Genomic DNA, 17,777 nt, shown 5'->3' on the forward strand with positions numbered 1-17,777 from the left:
TTTCAGGCATGACGGACCGGGACGATCTCCTCGCGGAGATCAAGAGCAAGGCGGTCGTGCACGGCAGGGTGGTCCTGTCGTCCGGCCGGGAGGCCGATTTCTACGTCGACCTGCGACGGGTGACGCTCGACGGACGGGCCGCGCCGCTCGTCGGCCGGGCCATGCTCGACCTCACCGAGGACCTCGGGTACGACGCGGTCGGCGGGCTGACGCTCGGCGCCGATCCGGTCGCCACCGCGATGCTGCACGCGGCGGCCGCGCGCGGGCGGACGCTGGACGCCTTCGTCGTACGCAAGGAGGGCAAGGCGCACGGGCTGCAGCGGCGCGTGGAGGGCCCCGACGTCGCGGGGCGGCGGGTGCTCGCCGTGGAGGACACCTCGACGACCGGCAACTCGGTGCTGACCGCCGTGGAGGCGCTGCGGGAGGCCGGCGCGGAGATCGCCGGCGTCGCCACCATCGTGGAGCGGGGAGCGCGGGAGCGCATCGCGGAGACGGGACTGGAGTACCGGTCGGTGTTCACGCTCGCCGACCTCGGGCTGGACTGAGCGCGCGCGATCGGAACACCGGGCTCACTGCCCGGTGGGCGCCTCGTACGTCTTGGCCTCGCCGTGGCGTCCCTGCGGCTGGACGTGCCCGTTGATCGTCACGGTGACGCCGCCGGCGTCCTGGACCGCGACGGTCAGCCGGGTGTCTTCGAAGATGCGGGTCTCGTTCTGGCGCAGGTTGCCGTTGAACTGGACATCGTTGGCGGGACCCGAGACGAACACCGGGCACTGCGCCGCCAGACAGCGGACGGTGATCCTGTTGCCCACCTGGCCGGAGGACGCGCTCGGCTTGGCCTCCGTGCTGGACGCCGCCGCGCTGCCGGCCTGCGACGGCGCGGCGTTCGACTTCTTCTCGTCCTTGCCGGTGAGCGCTCCCCACAGCGCCATGCCGCCGATGACGAGCAGGCCGCAGGCCAGCACGACGGCGAGCACCGCGATGGCGATGCGCGCGAGGCCCATTGGGTCCGACCGGTGACGTCCCACAGGGGGAGATTAGCGGTGACCGGGCCCCGTCAGCGACGGTGACGGCCAGTTGGTTGTTGCGTCTTGGGTGACTTGTACGAATCCTGACGGCGGCCGCGGAACACCTCACGCAACACCGGCACCACCGACAGCAGGACCGCCACTGCCACCACTGGCAGCACATACTTGTCGATTCCCTTGACCCGGTCGCCGAGGAAACGGCCGAGCAAGATGATCGCTTCGGTCCAGAGCACCGCACCGACGACATTCCACACAAAAAATCTGATCGCCGACATCTCGAGCATGCCGGCGAGCGGGTTGAGGAACGTGCGCACGACGGGGACGAACCGCGCCAGCACGACCGCCTTGGCGGGGCCGAACTTGTTGAAGTAGTGCTCCGCCTTGTCGACGTGCTCCTGGCGGAAGATTCGAGACTTCGGGCGTTCGAAGAGTTTCCGCCCGTATCTGGCGCCGAGGAAGTGCCCGACCTGCGCACCGGCGATGGCGGCCACAGGCGCGCCGATCATCAGCACCGGAAGCGGCAGCGGGTGCGCGAGCGTGGTGCCCGCCGCGGTGTAGATTCCGGCGGTGACGAGCAGCGTGTCGCCGGGCAGGAAGAACCCGACGAGCAACCCCGTCTCGGCGAAGATGATGACGAGGACTCCGATGAGCCCGAAGGCCTCGATGAGGGACTTGGGATCCATGACGTTCACGGCGAGAGCCACGCGCCGAGCGTACCGGTAGGTGTGGCCTGGTCTCGGCACGGCAACGATTTCGGGATACTGGAAGCGAGCCCGCCGGGAGCCACAGCCCTAAGGAAGGAAAAGTCATGCCCATCGCGACCCCTGAGGTCTACGCGGAGATGCTCGACCGGGCAAAACGTGAGGGCTTCGCCTACCCCGCGATCAACGTCACGTCGAGCCAGACGCTCAACGCCGCGCTGCGCGGCTTCGCCGAGGCCGAGAGTGACGGCATCGTCCAAGTGTCGACGGGCGGCGCGGAGTACCTCTCCGGCAGCACGGTCAAGGACATGGTCACCGGTGCCACGGCGCTGGCCGAGTACGCGCACGTCGTCGCCGACAAGTACCCGGTCAACATCGCACTGCACACCGACCACTGCCCGAAGAACAAGCTCGACGGCTTCGTACGGCCGTTGCTGAAGATCTCGCAGGAGCGGGTGGCGGCCGGGCAGAACCCGCTGTTCCAGTCGCACATGTGGGACGGCTCGGCGGTGCCGCTGGAGGAGAACCTCTCCATCGCGGCCGAGCTGCTCGAAGAGGCGCGCAAGGCCAACATCGTCCTCGAGGTGGAGATCGGCGTCGTCGGCGGCGAGGAGGACGGCGTCGTCGGAGAGATCAACGAGAAGCTGTACAGCACGGTCGAGGACGCCATGGCGACCGTCGAGGCGCTCGGCCTCGGCGAGCGTGGGCGCTACCTCCTCGCCGCGACCTTCGGCAACGTCCACGGCGTCTACAAGCCGGGCCACGTCAAGCTGCGGCCCGAGGTGCTGAAGGAGATCCAGGACGCGGTGGCCGCCAAGCACGGCCAGGAGAAGCCGTTCTACCTGGTCTTCCACGGCGGTTCCGGGTCCACGCTGGAGGAGATCCGCGAGGCGGTCTCGTACGGCGTCGTGAAGATGAACATCGACACCGACACCCAGTACGCCTTCACGCGGCCGGTCGCGGACCACATGTTCAAGAACTACGACGGCGTGCTCAAGATCGACGGTGACGTGGGCAACAAGAAGACCTACGACCCGCGGTCGTGGGGCAAGGCGGCGGAGCAGGGCATGGCCGAGCGCATCAGCCACGCCTGCGAGAACCTCCTGTCCTCGGGCAAGAAGCTCGGCTGACACGACGGTTTCGACGGTGGGCGGCCGCGTCCGGCGCCGCCCACCTGGAGCCTGCCCGCCGAAGAATCCCGATCAGCGGGATAGGAGATCTGCCGCGGATTGGGCAGGATGTGCACATGGAGCAACAGAACCTCCTCGGAGGGCCGCCCGCGACCGAGCTTCCGGACAACCCGGAGGCCCGCCAGGCTCTCGAGGCCGGCGTGGACCCGTTCGAAGTGGCCGCCAGATTCCCCGACAACCCGGCGGCGTGGGCCGAACTCGCCGACCGCGCGTTCGGCAACGGCGACGTCATCGAGTCCTACGCGTACGCCCGCACCGGTTACCACCGGGGGCTGGACCAGCTGCGCCGTGCCGGGTGGAGGGGCCACGGCCCGATTCCGTGGCAGCACGAGCCCAACCGCGGGTTCCTGCGGTCCCTGCACGCCCTCGGGCGCGCGGCCGCCGCGATCGGTGAGGAGGAAGAGGCCGACCGCTGCCGGACGTTCCTGCGGGACAGTAGCTCCGCCGCCGTCGAGGTTCTCGCCACCTGACCGGCTTCTCCCGTTTTCTTGGTGGCCATCCGGCGGGTACGCTCTGATCGCAAGAGCCCCTGTCGCTGCTTGCGCAGGGGCTTCGTCGATGTCAGGGAGTATTCCGATGCCGGCCATCGTGCTCGTCGGCGCCCAGTGGGGTGACGAAGGCAAGGGCAAGGCCACCGACATCCTCGGCGGCGACGTCGACTATGTCGTGCGATACCAGGGCGGGAACAACGCGGGACACACGGTCGTCATCGGCGACCAGTCGTACGCGCTGCACCTGCTGCCGTCGGGGGTGCTCTCCCCCGACGTCATACCGGTCATCGGCAACGGCGTGGTGATCGACCCGGGTGTGCTGTTGGAGGAGATCGACGTACTGGAGGGGCGCGGCATCTCGTGCGACCGCCTGTTGATCTCCGCCAACGCGCATCTGATCATGCCCCATCACAAGGCCCTCGATAAGGTCACCGAGCGTTACCTGGGCAAGGCTCAGATCGGCACCACGGGCCGCGGCATCGGCCCGGCGTACGGCGACAAGATCGCGCGGATGGGCATCCGGGTGCAGGACCTGCTCGACCCGGGCATCCTGCGGCAGAAGCTCGAGCTCGCGCTGCGCGACAAGAACCAGATCCTCGCCAAGGTCTACAACCGGCGGGCGATCGAGATCGACGCGATCGTGCAGGAGTTCGTCGCCTACGGCGAGCGGCTGGCACCGCACATCGCCGACACCTCGCTGGTGATCAACCGCGCGCTGGACGACGACAAGGTCGTACTGCTGGAGGGCGCGCAGGGCACGCTCCTCGACGTCGACCACGGCACGTACCCGTTCGTCACCTCCTCCAGCCCGACCTCGGGCGGCGCGTGCGCGGGCTCGGGCGTCGGCCCGACGCGCATCGGCAAGGTGATCGGCATCCTGAAGGCCTACACGACCCGCGTCGGCTCGGGCCCGTTCCCGACCGAGCTGCTGGACGAGACCGGCGACTGGCTGCGCAAGACCGGCGGGGAGTACGGCGTCACGACCGGCCGCAACCGGCGCTGCGGCTGGTTCGACGCGGTGATCGCCCGGTACGCGACCCGCGTCAACGGCGTCACCGACTACTTCCTGACCAAGCTGGACGTCCTGTCCGGCCTGGAGAAGGTCCCGGTCTGCGTGGCGTACGACATCGACGGCGAGCGCTGTGACGAGCTGCCGATGACGCAGACGGGCTTCCACCACGCGAAGCCGATCTACGAACACCTGGACGGCTGGCAGGAGGACATCTCCAGCGCGAAGGTCTTCGACGACCTGCCGGAGAAGGCGCGCGACTACGTCCGCGCGCTGGAGGAGATGGCGGGCGCGCAGATCTCGGCCATCGGCGTCGGTCCCGGCCGCGACCAGACCATTCAGGTCCGCTCGCTCCTCTGACGGCGGCCCCGGCCGGCACTCGCTCAGCCGACCGGGGAGGTCCGCGCCCGCTGCGCCTCGCCGGCCTCTCCCGTGCCGTCGGTACGGGAGAGACGGCCGGGCCACCAGAAACCGCGGCCGAGGATGGTCACCAGCGCGGGCACCAGCACGGTGCGGACCAGCAGTGTGTCCAGCAGCACGCCGAACCCGACGATGATCCCGATCTCGGTCAGGGTGATCAGGGGCAGCACGCCGAGGACGGCGAAGACCGCGGCGAGCAGGACGCCCGCGCTGGTGATCACCCCGCCGGTGACCGCCAGCGCGGTCAGCACGCCCGCTCTGGTGCCCTGCCGAGTGGCCTCCTCGCGGGCCCGGCTGACGAGGAAGATGTTGTAGTCCACGCCGAGCGCCACCAGGAACAGGAAGGCGAGCAGCGGCACGGAGGTGTCCAGCGCCGGGTACCCCAGCCAGTGGGTGAAGGCGAAGTCCGCACCGCCGATCGCGGCGGCGAAGCTCGCCACGACGGTGAGCACCAGCAGCACCGGCCCGACGAGGGCCCGCAGCAGGCCCACGAGAATGATCAGCACGACGGCGAGGACGAGCGGGATGATGACCTTCTGGTCGCGGGCGGCGGCGTCCCTGGTGTCCAGATCGGTGGCGACCGTGCCCCCGACGACCGCCTCGGCTCCGGGTATCGCGTGCACCCGGTCGCGGAGGACGCGGACCGCCGTGTAGCTCGCGTCGGTGTCGGGCTGGGCGCGCAGCACGGCGGTGATCCGGACGTCGCGCGCGCCCTTCTCGGCGATCGTGCCGTCCGCGACGCCGGGGCTCCGGCGCACGACCGCCAGCACGCGCTCCGCCTGGGCCGGCACGGTGATCACGCTGACCGGGTCGGCCTCGCCGGCGGGGAAGTGCGCCGACAGGGTGGCCAGCCCGTCGATCGACTCGGCCTTCGTACGGAACCGGTCGGCCTGGGAGAGGCCGAGGTGGGCGCCGGACAGGCCGGCGGCCAGCGCGGCGAGCAGGACGATCGACGCGGCCGCGACGACGCGCGGGCGGCGGGCGACGCCCCGGCCGAGCCGTGCCCACACGCCGCCGGTACGGCCGGTGAGGTGGTCGTCGCGACCGTCGGCGCGGGGCACGAGCGGCCAGAACAGCCCGCGTCCGCAGATGACGAGCGCGGCGGGTAGCGCCGACAGGCCGAAGAACAGGGCGCAGAGCACGCCGATCGCACTGGCGACGCCGATGCCGGTGTTGCTGGGCAGCGTCGCCAGGAGGAGGCAGGCGAGGCTCAGGGCGACGGTGACGCCGCTGGCGATGATGCTGGGCCCCGCCCGCCGGACCGCACGCCGCATCGCGTCGTGCCGGTCGGCGTCGCGGCGGAGCTCCTCGCGGTAGCGGGCGATGAGCAGCAGGGCGTAGTCGGTGCCGGCGCCGAAGACGAGAACCTCGACGATGCCGACCGTCGCGTTGGAGACGTTCAGCCCGCTGTGCCGGCTGAGCACGGCCACCAGGGCGGAGGTCACCTGATCGGCGACGCCGACGGTGAGGAGCGGCACCAGCCAGAGCCACGGGCTGCGGTAGGTGATGATCAGCAGCAGCGCCACCACGGCGACCGTCGTGAGGAGCAGCGTGAGGTTGGCGCCGTCGAAGACTCCCGCCAGATCGGCGGTGATGCCCGCCGGCCCGGTGACCTGGGCGGTGACACCGGGCGGCAGGCCGGCGCGCGCGGCCGCCCGTACGCGGCCGACCGTCGCGGCGAGCTCGGTCGAGGCGGTGTCGCGGGGCAGTGGCACGGCCACGGTCGCGGCCCGGCCATCATCGGACTTTCGCGCCGGCGTCACCACCGTGCCGCCCCGCGCCGCCCTCGCGATCCCGGCGCGCTGCGCGGAGATCACCGTGAGATCCGCGCCGGTCAGCCGGCCGGACGCGCGGGCGTAGACGATCACCGCGGCCGTGACCTTGCCCGAGGGCAGCTCCCGCTGGAGCCGCGCCGCGCGGCTGGACTCGGCCGAGGCCGACAGTCCCGCGGACGGGTCGTCGGAGACCTTGGGCGATCCACCGAACGCGATCATCAACCCGCCGAGCGCCATCGTGACGATCAGGACCACCCACGCGGTGCGACGCCCGGAGACGAACGAGGCCAGTCGTTCTCCCATGCTTCCCGCCGGATCACTCGACAATAAAGTAACTTCACCGTGAAGCTATCTTATTCTTGAGGGGAACGTCGAACCGATCCCGGAGCGTCCGTGCCACCCACCGATTCACCCTCCCGCGATGACCTGGACGTTCTGCTGCGCCGCTACTCGGTCGAAGCGGACCGGATCGGCCGGGCCTTCTGCGAGCGCCACGGCATGCACCGCACCGACTTCCAGGCGCTCGGGATCGTCATGGACGCCGAACGCCGCGGCGCGCCCATCACCCCCGCCGGTCTCGCCCGCGCGCTCTCGATGACGACCGGAGCCGTCTCCGCCGCGATCGACCGCCTCGAACGCACCGGCCACCTGCGCCGCAGCCGCGAGTCGGCCGACCGGCGCCTGGTCCACCTGCACTACACCCCCGAGGGCATGGCGCTCGCGCGGGACTTCTTCCTCCCGCTCGGCGAGCGGGCCGCCGAGGTCCGGTCCCACTTCTCCGCCGAAGAGCTGGACACCGTCGCCCGCTACCTGGCGAAGATGAACGCCGCCCTGGGCGAGCACCACCGGTCGCTGGCCGCCACGCGTCCCACCACCTGAGCGCACGTTTCCCGATCGCCCGGCACCCCCTACGCTGATCGGCGTGGAGATCCAGGGGCATCGTGGTGCGCGGGGGCTGTGGCCGGAGAACACCCTGCCGGGGTTCGCGCGGACGCTGGAGCTCGGCGTCGACGTGGTGGAGCTGGACGTCGGCCTGACCGCCGACGGCGTGCCGGTGCTGCACCACGACCAGGCGCTGCGCGGCGACACCGTACGCGACCGTGAGCCGTGCCGGCCGGGGGACCCGATGTACCCCTATGTCGGCCGGCCGATACGCGAGCTCACGCTCGCGCAGGTCAAGACCGTCGACGCGGGTGTCCCGCATCCGCGGTTCGCCGAGACGCAGACTCCGCTGCCCGGGGCCCGGGTGCCCACGCTGGCCGAGGCCTGCGAGCTCTTCGCCCCGCACGACGTACGGCTCGCCGTCGAGATCAAGACCGACCCGTCCTGGCCCGAGGTCGAGACGATCACCACCGCCGCCGTGAAGGTCCTCGACTCCTACGGGCTCACCGAGCGTTCGCGGCTTCTGGCGTTCGACTGGCGGGTCCTCGGCGTCGCCCGCGGGCTGCTGCCCAGCGGCGAGCGGATCGCGCTGGTCGAGCCGGACACACTCGAAGCGTCGTGGATGGCCGGGCACGACCCGGCCGGCGGCCTGGTCGCCGCCGCGGCGGCCGCGGGCGCCACGATGATCTCGCCCAAGCGGGTCATGGTCACTCCGGAGCTGGTCGCCGCCGCGCACGACCGCGGGCTGGCCGTGGTCGTGTGGACGGTGAACGACCCGGTCGAGATGGCGCGGTACGTCGCGTTCGGCGCCGACGCCATCGTCACGGACTACCCGGATCGCCTCCGCGACGTGGTCGGCCGCCGAGGGTGAGACCGTGGTCATCCGTGTCCTGCGGTCGCGATGGCGTGGCGCGTTCGCCGTCGTCGCCCTTGTGCCGTGGGGCCTCGGGTTGCCCCTGGCGGCCGTGGCCTTCGTCCTGGACGCCGTCGCGGGAGAAGGGGGGCCGCTGGAACTCACCGTCGCGGTGCTCGGTGGCGCGGCGTCCGCCGTCACCGTGCCGGCGCAGGCGCAGACGGTACGCGCGCTGGTGAGCCGCCCCCGCCTCGCCCTCGGCCCGGAGGCACTGGTCGTCCACGACGCGGCCCTGCTCCGCGGGGCGGCCCGGATCCGACGCGAGATCATCGCCGGGGCCGAACGCCTGGACGGGAGCGCTCAGGCCGGGTACGACACCGCCGAGCTGTCGCCGTACCGCGAGCCGCTGAACGTGGCGATCCTCCTGACCGAGGAGCACATCTTCACATCGGCCAGGCGCCGCCGGGGCGGCACCTGGATCTGGCTCGTACCCCGCAGGCACGAGAGGCCGCCGCGGTTCCCGGAGCCGGGCGACCGCCACCGGCGGATCCACATGCGCGCCGCCGACCCGGCCGCCGCCGTCACGGCGATCAACGATTGGGTCTCCTGACCCACGGCCGGCCGGTACGGCGGATGCGACCGCTCGCGGCTGCCGGCCGCGGTCAGTGTGGACGGTGAACGATCCGGCGGAGAGCGCCCGGTACGCCGCGTCCGGCGGCGACGCCGTCGTCACGGGCCACCCTGACCGCCTCCGTACGATGCCGCGCCGGGAGGAGCGTCAGCCGAACTCGTCCAGCAGCCGGTAGAAGGCGATCTTCTGGGGGTCCGGCGCGATGCCGTAGCGGTCGAGGAAGCGCTCGGCCGCCCATGGGCCGTACTGCGCGTTGTAGCGGGCGGTCAGCGAACGCGTGACGATCGCCAGGTCGGTCCAGCGGTCCGCGACGCCGAGGCGGTCGGTGTCGATCACGCCGGTCACCTCGCACGTTCCAGGGTCGAACAGCACGTTCGGCACGCACAGGTCGCCGTGGCAGACCGCCTGGTCCTCCTCGCGGGGCCGGGTGGCGAGGAGCTCGGCGACCAGTTCCTCGCGGGTCCGGCCGCGGCGTTCGTCGTCCAGGCCGGCCAGGTCGACCTCGGCCGCCAGCGCCCGCGGGACGGTCACCGCGAGCCGCCGGTCGAACGGGCAGTCCGCGACCGGCAGGGTGTGCAGGGCCCGCGTAAGGTCGGCGAGCGCGTCGACGACGCGCGGGCGATCCGCCACAGGCCACGGCTCGGCCGCCGACCGGCCGGGCACCTCGGCGGTGACCAGCAGCCCGGGCCGGCAGTCGAGCACTTCGGCGGCGGGAACGCCCTGCCGCCGCAGCCACGCCAGGCGCTCGCCCTCCGCCACGAGATCGATCCGCGGGTCGTCGGACTCCTTGCGATAGACCCCGCCGTGGCGGCTGACCCGCGCCCCGCCCCGGCCGATCGAGACCCTCTCCCACACGGGCCCGGCAGGCCGGTCAGAGCCAGCCGGTGCGGCGGAAGCGGCGGTAGAGCGTGAAACAGGAGGCCGCGATGATGCCGAGCACCAGCGCGTAGCCGTACTTCCAGTGCAGCTCCGGCATGTGGGAGAAGTTCATCCCGTAGATGCCGGTGATCGCGGTCGGCAGCGCGAGGATCGCCGCCCATGCGGAGATCTTGCGCATGTCGTGGTTGTCGGTGACGGTCACCTGGGTGAGGTGCGCCTGCAGGATCGGGGTGAGCAGCTCGTCGCACGACTCGACCTGTTCCCGTACGCGGGAAAGGTGGTCGTCGACGTCGCGGAAGTACTCCCGGATCTCCGCGGGCACGAACCGGCGGCTCGCCAGGTTGCGCATCGGGCCGGCCAGCGGGCCGACGGCGCGCTTGAGGTGGATGACCTCGCGCTTGAGGCGGTAGATCCGCTCGGCCTGGTTGGTGGCGTCGGCGGAGAAGACGCACTCCTCGACGTCGTCGATGTCCTCCTGCACGGCCGCGGCGACGGAGATGTACTCGTCCACCACCCGGTCGGCGATGGCGTGCAGGACGGCGGCCGGGCCCAGGGCGAGCCGCTCGGGGCTCTCCTCCAGCCGCATGCGCACCGGGCCGAGGGCGCCGTGGTCGCCGTGGCGCACGGTGACGACGAAGTCGGGGCCGCAGAAGATGGCGATCTCGCCGGTCTGCACGACGTCGGCGTCGCCGCGCTCGACGTAGCCGACCGTCTTCATCACGAAGAACTGCACGTCGTCGTAGCGCTCGAACTTGGGGCGCTGGTGGGCGTGGATGGCGTCCTCGACGGCGAGCGGGTGCAGGCCGAACACCTCGGCCAGCCGCTCGAGCTCGGACGCGTCCGGCTCGTGCAGGCCGACCCACACGAAGCGGCTCTCCGCGTCGGTGTGCAGGTTGGTGGCGTATTCGGAGGACTGCGGGGCGCGTACGAGCTGCACGGCGTCCGCGACGTCGGGGGTGTCGACGCGCTTGCCGTCGATGTAGGCGGCCCAGTCGATGACGGCCGAGCTCCGGCGGGCGGCGACGCGAGGGGCACCGCGCCCGGGGCGGGCCAGTGGCTTGAGGAGAACGCGGGTAGCGCGGGTCGGACGAACCTTTGTCATGGCCATGGGGGGTCCTTCCCCGGCCCGGCACACGCGCCTGTCCGCGCGTCAGCCCGAGCTAGAACGGGGAGCGCGCGCAGCGAGCGGCCGGACGCCGAGTAGAGGGGGTGGTACTAGGAGGAATCTCGGCGTTTCCGCAAGGATCACCAGGACTCATCACAACCACCTCCTTAGGTCCGTTGGCGCCAGAGCCGAGCTCAAGGCTATACCGGGTAAGAAGACGCCCGTATGGGGCTCCGGGTTCACATGGTGCCCGAACTTTTTGTCGGGCCCCCGGTCGCCGTCGGTGAACGACCGACCGGCATACCCCCGCTACAACAACCTCATCGTCCCATCGCTTCCCTCCTGGTGATCGGGCACTGCGGGGTATCCGGTTCTGGATAGGCTCTGGGGGTGCGAGTCCTCGTTCTCGGCTCGGGCGGACGCGAGCATGCCCTGATCCGCTCCCTCGCCCTTGATCCCAATGTCACCGCGTTGCACTGTGCCCCCGGCAACCCCGGCACGGCCGCACTCGCGGACAACCACGTCCTCGATCCGACCGACCCGGTCGCCGTGGTCGAGCTCGCGCAGCGGCTCGACACCCGGCTGGTCGTGATCGGACCCGAGCTTCCGCTGGTCCACGGGGTCGCCGACGCCGTACGCCGGGCGGGGCTGCTGTGCTTCGGACCCGACCGCGAAGCGGCGAAGATCGAGGGCTCCAAGGCGTTCGCCAAGGAGGTCATGGCCGAGGCCGGGGTCCCGACCGCGGCCGCACGCGTCTGCGAGGACTCCGGCCAGGTACGCGAGGCCCTCGACGAGTTCGGGCCGCCGTACGTGGTCAAGGACGACGGCCTCGCCGCGGGCAAGGGCGTCGTCGTCACCGACGACCGTGAACTCGCCGAGCGGCACGCGGACTCCTGCGACCGGGTGGTCGTCGAGGAGTACCTCGACGGCCCCGAGGTCTCGGTGTTCGCGCTGACCGACGGCGTCACCGTGGTGCCGCTGCTGCCGGCACAGGACTTCAAGCGCGCCCTCGACGGCGACGAGGGCCCCAACACCGGCGGCATGGGCGCCTACGCTCCGCTGCCCTGGGCGCCGCCGGACCTGGCCGCCCACGTGGTCGAGCGGATCATCCAGCCGACCGTCGACGAACTGCGCCGCCGCGAGACGCCGTACGTCGGCGTGCTGTACGCGGGACTCGTGCTGACCACCGACGGGCCGCGCGTGATCGAGTTCAACGCCCGGTTCGGCGACCCGGAGACCCAGGTCGTCCTCGACCGGCTGGCCACGCCCCTGGGCGGCCTGCTGGAGGCCTGCGCGGTCGGCAGCCTCGACTCGGCACCGCCGATCGAGTGGCACCCCGGCGCCGCCGTCACCGTCGTGATCGCCGCGGAGAACTACCCGGAGAAGCCCGTCACGGGCGACCCGATCGCCGGTCTGGAGGAGGCCGCCGAGGTCGAGGGCGCGTACGTCCTGCACGCGGGCACCAAGCTCGAACGCGGCCTCCCGGTCACCGGTGGCGGCCGGGTGCTCAACGTGGTCGGCACCGGCCCCGACGTCGCGACGGCCCGCGCACGCGCCTACGCGGCCGTCGACCGCGTCCGGTTGCGCGGTGCCCACTACCGCACCGACATCGCCGCACGCGCCTGAGTCCGGCGATGGATCTCCCCTACGACCACCGGTTCGACTGCTCCTAGAGGTCCGGCGACCCGCGACGACCGGCTCCAGGGCCGGACCTGGGAGACTGTGAGGGTGATCGAGCGCTACACCCTCCCGGAGATGGGCCGCGTCTGGAGCGACGCGCACAAGTACGAGCTGTGGTGCAAGGTGGAAACCCTTGTGCTGGAGGCGCACGCGAAGGCGGGCACGGTCCCGGCCGACGCCGTCGAGCCGGTGCGTTCCGCTCCGCCACCGGCGCCCGAGCGGGTCGCCGAGATCGAGGCGACCACCCAGCACGACGTGATCGCGTTCCTCAGCGCCTGGGCGGACAACACCGTGCCGCGCGAGGCCGCCGCGTACGTCCACTTCGGCATGACCTCCTCGGACCTGCTCGACACCGCGCTGGCGCTCCAGCTCACCGAGGCCACCGACCTGCTGCTGGTCAAGGCGGACGCGCTGGTGGCGGCGCTGCGCGACCACGCTCTGGAGCACCGCGACACGCTGCGCGTCGGCCGTACGCACGGCATCCACGGCGAGCCCGACGTGTGGGGGCACCGGGTGGCCGACTTCGCGTTCGCGATGGCGCGCTCGCGCGACCGGCTGCGGCGGGCCCGCGAGGCCGTCGGGGTCTGCGCGATCTCCGGCGCGGTCGGCACGTACTCCAACATCGACCCGGAGGTGGAGCGGTACGTCGCGGAGGCGCTCGGGCTGCAGCCCGCGGACGTGTCCACGCAGGTGGTCATGCGCGACGGCATCACCGAGTGGGCGTCCGCGCTGGCGATCATGGCGACCGTGTGCGAGGCGATCGCCCTGGAGGTGCGGCACGGCCAGCGCACGGAGGTGCGCGAGCTGTGGGAGCCGTTCGGCCGGGGGCAGAAGGGTTCCTCCGCCATGCCGCACAAGAAGAACCCGATCATGTCCGAACGGCTGGCGGGCATGGCGCGGATCGTGCGCGCCCAGGTCACGCCGGTGATGGAGGGCATACCGCTGTGGCACGAGCGGGACATCTCCCACTCCTCCACCGAGCGGATCGCGCTGCCGGACGCCTCGATCGCGCTCGACTACATGCTCAACCTGACGCAGCGGCTGGTCACCGGCCTCGTCGTCGACCGCGAGCGGATGCGGGCCAACCTCGACTCCACCGGCGGCCTGATCTACACGAGCACGGTGCTGCTCGAACTGGTGAACGCCGGGATGTCGCGTGACGACGAGGCGTACCCGCTGGTCCAGCGCGCGGCGATGGAGACCTGGGAGACCGGGGTGCCGTTCCGGGAGACCCTTCGCCGCCACGCCACGGACGCCGGGCAGACCCTCGACGAGGCGCGGCTCGACGAGGTGTGCCGCCCAGAGCGTTACGTCGAACGGCTGTCGGGGATGTTCGACCGCCTGGCGGCACTGACGTGAGAGCGGTCGTCCGGGAGCTCACCGTCTATCCCCTGAAGAGCGGCGGGGGGACCGGGCTGACGACCGCCGAGGTGACCCCGACGGGCATCCGGTACGACCGCGAGTTCATCCTCATCCGGCCCGACGGGGCGCGGCTGTCCCAGCGCGAGGTGCCCCGCATGGCGCGGCTGCGGCCCTCCTACGACGGCCAGAAGCTCGTCGTGGACGCCCTGAACGCGGTGACGCCCCTCGTCCACGAGGCACGCTCCGACGGGCCGCTCCGCGAGGTCCGGCTGCCGCGTACGACGTGCCAGGGTGTCGACCAGGGCGACGAGGCGGCCGACTGGTTCGGGGCCCTCCTCGACGTCGAGTGCCGCCTCGTACGGTTCGCGGGCCGCCGGGAGACGTCGCGCGGCGGGGGCACGGTCGCCTACGCCGACGGCTATCCGCTCCTCGTGATCTCGGCCGAGTCGCTGGCGGACCTGAACGGCCGGCTCGATGAGCCGCTGCCGATGGACCGCTTCCGTCCCAGCATCGTCGTCGAGGGCCTCGGCCCCTTCGGCGAGGACTCGGTGCGGCGGCTGTGGATCGGCCCGGTGGAGATCGAGCTCGTCCGGGCCTGCGACCGCTGCGTGATCACCACCACGGACCAGGAGACGGGCCTGCGCGGCCGCGAACCGCTGCGCACGCTCGCGACCTACCGCACGGCGCGCGACGAGGACGGCAGCCGCGGGGTGTTCTTCGGCCAGAACGGCATCCCGCGCACCTGTGGCACCATCCGTGTAGGTGACACCGTACGGGCCTCGCCCTCGAGCACGCCCTCCTGAGACGGCGGCGCGACTCGGAAGGAGACGCCGATTTCCTCCGTCGAACGCACCGTCTTCGAGAGAGCCGCGGAGTACTTTCGCGCCGTGCCCGGCGCCGCGGACTTCGGCGCGCTCCACTCGCCGTCGCCCGCCCGGGTCGGCGTCCCCAGCACCTTCCTGTCCGGCGTCTACGGCGCCCGGCTCAGGGTCGTCGGAAGCTCACAGGTCACCCTCCGGCACCTCATTGACCTGGAGGACGTCCCCGGCCCCTTCCACGCCCATGTCGCCGAATACCTCAGGGGCCATCCCGAGGGCGGTATCGACATCGTCGACGGCCCGGTCACCGACGTCATGCCCGAGCTGCGTGGACAGACCCCGCGCGGCTGGCCGGCAGGCTCGACGTGGGCGCAGGTGCCAGGACTGCTCGACACTGAGACGCGACGGCTGGTCATCAGCGGCCATGACCGCCCACGGCTCTCGGCGCTCCATGAGTTCGGCCATGCCGTCGACTTCGCCGGCGGCCTCTGGTCCGGCTCGAAAGAGTTCACCGACCTGTACGACCGGCTCGGAGCGCTGTCGCCTTACCGCGCTCAGCCCGGCGTCGCCGGACGGCAGGAGACCTTCGCCGATGCCTTCGCGGCCTGGGCGCACCATCGCCACTGGTCGGACGACGCTCGCGCTCTGAGCATCGCGGACACGCTCGACCTCAGCGCCGACAAGAAGCACATGAGCATCGCGCTCGACCGCTACTTCTCCACCTTGCAGGACAGCCTTTAGCCATCGAGACCGAAGAGGAGGCCGAACGTGCGGGCGACACGGAACCCCGACGGCACCCTGACGGTGCCGATGCGCGCCGAGACCGGCGGGATCATCGGTGACGCTCTGGTCACCATCGGTCCGGACCACCCCGACTACGAGGCGTGGGATGCCTGGCTTCGCCGGGTCGAGGCGGAGGACGGGGCCTGAGCCGGGCGATGGATCACCGGTCGCCGGTGGGCGCAGCGCAGGTCAGACCGGTGACCCGGACCGTGGTTCCGCGGATCATGACCAATGATCCTTTGCTCGAGCTTTACGTCGCGCGCCGTTCCAGACGGCGGGCGGTCACGCCGCGGTCCGAGAACCTGTGACCGCGCCGTGACCGCCGGTTCCGGCCGTGCCACGGGCGGCCGAAACGTGACCGCCACCACTCGCGTCGGAGCGGCGTGAGCGCGACCGCCGCTGTGCGGGTTCGTCAGCCATCGCAGCGGCCGCAGGGATGCCAGGGCCCTGCGGCGTTCCTGCAGCCAGAACGGCATCCCGGGCACGTTTGACAACATTTGCCCAGGTGACGCCGTATGGGCCTCTACGCGGCGTTCGCCCTCATGAGACACTCGAAGAACATGAAGAACCGCCGGCGACACCTGAGACCGTCATCACCGGGTCCGAACCAATCCCCGGCCGGGGGTCTCTAAGAGATCGAGTGGGCGAACAAGACCGGATGTTTCGGTCATGCCACAGCAGACCCGGTGGAATACTGTGCCCCACGCGGCACACACCGTGTGTGGGCACTCGTGACCCGCTGACGACAGACGAGCGGGCAGGTCAAGTCAATCCCCGCATCAAAGGAGTATCGGCGCTATGAGCTTGGGCCACGAGGTCCGTTACCGCGTACGAGGCGGCCGCGAGCTGCGCGGCACCGTGTTCGTGCAGGGCGCGAAGAACGCCGTCCTGCCCATGATCGGGGCGTCGTTGATGGCGACGAAGGGCCGTACGGTCCTGCGCAACGTCCCGATCATCGAAGACGTACGGCGAGCCGTCGAGCTGGCCCAGGCGATCGGGGCCAAGGCCGAGCTGCACGAGGCCGAGCGCACCCTCGTGATCGACGCCTCCACGCTGACCAGCCCGGTGCTGCCCGCCGACATCGCCGCCCGCTTCCGCGGCTCCTTCCTGTTCGTGCCGGCGCTGCTGCACCGGCTCGGCGAAGCGGTCATCGAGGGGGTCGGCGGCTGCAATCTCGGCAGCCGCAACCTGGACTTCCACTACAACGGCTTCAAGCGCATGGGCGCCACGGTGACCGAGCAGGTCACCGATGACGGCACCGGCTCGATCCACGTCAAGGCGGGCCACCTGCAGGGCGGCACGCTCTACCTCGACACGCCGTCGCACACCGGCACCGAGAACCTCCTCATGGCGGCCTCGCTGGCCCACGGCACCACGCTGATCAAGAACTGCGCGCTGGAGCCCGAGGTCCTCGACGTCATCACGCTGCTGCAGCGCATGGGCGCGCGGATCACCGGCGGCGGCACCGGCTTCATCACCGTCGAGGGCGTCGACCGGCTCACCGCGGTCGAGCACACGGTCATGCCGGACCGGATCGACACGGGCGTGCTGGTGATGGCCGCGGCCATCAGCGGCGGGGAGATCAGCCTCGTCGGCGCGTCGCTGGAGCATCTCGGGGTGGCGGGCGACAAGCTGGAGCAGATGGGCGTGGAGTTCCACTCCCAGGGCGCGGTGCTCCAGGTCCGCCGCGACCGGCCGCTGCGGCCGATCAACGTCATCACCGACGAGTACCCCGGCTTCGCCACCGACCTGCAGTCGCCGATCATGGCGCTGTCGTCGCAGGCCGAGGGCGAGAGCTACATCTACGAGCGGATCTTCGACGGCCGCTTCAAGCTGGCCGAGGAGCTCGTGCGGATGGGCGCCGACGTCGAGGTGAACGGCAACCGCGCGAAGGTTCACGGAGTGACCCCGCTGCGCGGCGCCGAGGTGGTCGCGCACGACCTGCGTACCGGCAGCGCTCTGGTGCTCGCGGGCCTGGCCGCCGAGGGCGAGACCACGATCACGTCGGCCTACTACATCGACCGGGGCCACGCGCACGTCGCGGAGCGGCTCACTGCGCTCGGCGCGGAGATCGAACGTATCGCCTGACGCGTACTGACCGGTATCTGTCAGACGCGTACCCGACGGTTTGTTACCTGTCCGGTTAGTAATAAGTTCCTCACCGGATCCG

The 17,777-nt window shown here is 71.2% G+C and carries 18 protein-coding genes; 13 read left to right on the forward strand and 5 right to left on the reverse strand.

Annotated elements, in window-relative coordinates; all coding sequences use genetic code 11:
- Positions 1 to 8 precede the first annotated feature (8 nt).
- A complete protein-coding gene (pyrE, locus tag ACQEV1_RS51650) occupies positions 9 to 545 on the forward strand; it encodes an orotate phosphoribosyltransferase (RefSeq protein ID WP_285582083.1) in 537 nt (178 codons plus the stop codon).
- Between the two features lie 24 nt (positions 546 to 569).
- On the opposite strand, the gene ACQEV1_RS51655 is transcribed toward pyrE, so the two are convergent.
- Positions 570 to 1,004 (reverse strand): hypothetical protein, encoded by a 435-nt coding sequence (locus tag ACQEV1_RS51655; protein WP_285629446.1) that lies wholly within the window; start codon positions 1,002 to 1,004, stop codon positions 570 to 572.
- Positions 1,005 to 1,057: 53 nt separating this feature from the next.
- The gene (locus tag ACQEV1_RS51660; protein WP_285629445.1) at positions 1,058 to 1,732 is read right to left on the reverse strand and encodes a DedA family protein; all 675 of its coding nucleotides are present in this window, start codon (positions 1,730 to 1,732) and stop codon (positions 1,058 to 1,060) included.
- 104 nt (positions 1,733 to 1,836) lie between these two features.
- Between ACQEV1_RS51660 and fbaA the strand changes: the two genes are divergently transcribed.
- The 3 genes from fbaA (at position 1,837) to ACQEV1_RS51675 (ending at position 4,779) form a co-directional block, all read left to right on the forward strand.
- On the forward strand, positions 1,837 to 2,859 hold the full coding sequence (gene fbaA, locus ACQEV1_RS51665) for a class II fructose-bisphosphate aldolase (RefSeq protein WP_285629444.1): 1,023 nt from the start codon (positions 1,837 to 1,839) through the stop codon (positions 2,857 to 2,859).
- 116 nt (positions 2,860 to 2,975) lie between these two features.
- Positions 2,976 to 3,389, forward strand: a complete 414-nt coding sequence (locus ACQEV1_RS51670) for a DUF3151 domain-containing protein (protein WP_433405592.1) — start codon at positions 2,976 to 2,978, stop codon at positions 3,387 to 3,389.
- A gap of 106 nt (positions 3,390 to 3,495) precedes the next feature.
- A complete protein-coding gene (locus ACQEV1_RS51675; RefSeq protein ID WP_285629442.1) occupies positions 3,496 to 4,779 on the forward strand; it encodes an adenylosuccinate synthase in 1,284 nt (427 codons plus the stop codon).
- A 23-nt stretch (positions 4,780 to 4,802) separates the two neighbouring features.
- On the opposite strand, the gene ACQEV1_RS51680 is transcribed toward ACQEV1_RS51675, so the two are convergent.
- Entirely contained in the window at positions 4,803 to 6,917 is a 2,115-nt protein-coding gene (locus ACQEV1_RS51680) for an MMPL family transporter (RefSeq protein ID WP_433405594.1), read from the reverse strand.
- Between the two features lie 90 nt (positions 6,918 to 7,007).
- On the opposite strand from ACQEV1_RS51680, the gene ACQEV1_RS51685 reads away from it, so the two are divergent.
- The 3 genes from ACQEV1_RS51685 to ACQEV1_RS51695 are packed head-to-tail and all read left to right on the forward strand — an operon-like array spanning position 7,008 to position 8,959.
- Entirely contained in the window at positions 7,008 to 7,493 is a 486-nt protein-coding gene (locus ACQEV1_RS51685; RefSeq protein ID WP_285629440.1) for a MarR family winged helix-turn-helix transcriptional regulator, read from the forward strand.
- A 43-nt stretch (positions 7,494 to 7,536) separates the two neighbouring features.
- Complete coding sequence (locus ACQEV1_RS51690) at positions 7,537 to 8,367, forward strand: glycerophosphodiester phosphodiesterase family protein (RefSeq protein WP_433405597.1); 831 nt, start codon at positions 7,537 to 7,539, stop codon at positions 8,365 to 8,367.
- Positions 8,368 to 8,371: 4 nt separating this feature from the next.
- Positions 8,372 to 8,959: a hypothetical protein gene (locus tag ACQEV1_RS51695; RefSeq protein ID WP_433405600.1), complete on the forward strand. Its 588-nt coding sequence runs from the start codon at positions 8,372 to 8,374 to the stop codon at positions 8,957 to 8,959.
- Positions 8,960 to 9,127: 168 nt separating this feature from the next.
- Here ACQEV1_RS51695 and ACQEV1_RS51700 read toward each other — a convergent pair whose 3' ends face one another.
- Positions 9,128 to 9,835, reverse strand: a complete 708-nt coding sequence (locus ACQEV1_RS51700; RefSeq protein ID WP_433405603.1) for an APH(3') family aminoglycoside O-phosphotransferase — start codon at positions 9,833 to 9,835, stop codon at positions 9,128 to 9,130.
- 16 nt (positions 9,836 to 9,851) lie between these two features.
- Positions 9,852 to 10,961 carry a magnesium/cobalt transporter CorA gene (gene corA / locus ACQEV1_RS51705; RefSeq protein WP_285582061.1) on the reverse strand — a complete coding sequence of 370 codons (1,110 nt, stop codon included), beginning with the start codon at positions 10,959 to 10,961 and terminating at the stop codon, positions 9,852 to 9,854.
- 393 nt (positions 10,962 to 11,354) lie between these two features.
- Between corA and purD the strand changes: the two genes are divergently transcribed.
- The 6 genes from purD to murA all read left to right on the forward strand — a co-directional run bounded on the left by purD (position 11,355) and on the right by murA (position 17,695).
- Positions 11,355 to 12,590: a phosphoribosylamine--glycine ligase gene (gene purD / locus ACQEV1_RS51710; protein ID WP_285629436.1), complete on the forward strand. Its 1,236-nt coding sequence runs from the start codon at positions 11,355 to 11,357 to the stop codon at positions 12,588 to 12,590.
- A gap of 102 nt (positions 12,591 to 12,692) precedes the next feature.
- Complete coding sequence (gene purB / locus ACQEV1_RS51715; RefSeq protein WP_433405606.1) at positions 12,693 to 14,003, forward strand: adenylosuccinate lyase; 1,311 nt, start codon at positions 12,693 to 12,695, stop codon at positions 14,001 to 14,003.
- Positions 14,000 to 14,809: an MOSC domain-containing protein gene (locus tag ACQEV1_RS51720; protein ID WP_433405610.1), complete on the forward strand. Its 810-nt coding sequence runs from the start codon at positions 14,000 to 14,002 to the stop codon at positions 14,807 to 14,809. Before purB ends, ACQEV1_RS51720 begins: the two co-directional genes overlap by 4 nt.
- Before the next feature lie 84 nt (positions 14,810 to 14,893).
- Positions 14,894 to 15,565 (forward strand): anthrax toxin lethal factor-related metalloendopeptidase, encoded by a 672-nt coding sequence (locus ACQEV1_RS51725; RefSeq protein ID WP_285629433.1) that lies wholly within the window; start codon positions 14,894 to 14,896, stop codon positions 15,563 to 15,565.
- 27 nt (positions 15,566 to 15,592) lie between these two features.
- A complete protein-coding gene (locus ACQEV1_RS51730; protein ID WP_285629432.1) occupies positions 15,593 to 15,754 on the forward strand; it encodes a hypothetical protein in 162 nt (53 codons plus the stop codon).
- A 651-nt stretch (positions 15,755 to 16,405) separates the two neighbouring features.
- Complete coding sequence (gene murA, locus ACQEV1_RS51735; RefSeq protein WP_285582053.1) at positions 16,406 to 17,695, forward strand: UDP-N-acetylglucosamine 1-carboxyvinyltransferase; 1,290 nt, start codon at positions 16,406 to 16,408, stop codon at positions 17,693 to 17,695.
- Positions 17,696 to 17,777 lie beyond the last annotated feature (82 nt).

Origin of the sequence: Actinoallomurus sp. CA-142502 (genome assembly GCF_050936355.1) — a bacterium.
GTDB lineage: Bacteria > Actinomycetota > Actinomycetes > Streptosporangiales > Streptosporangiaceae > Actinoallomurus > Actinoallomurus iriomotensis.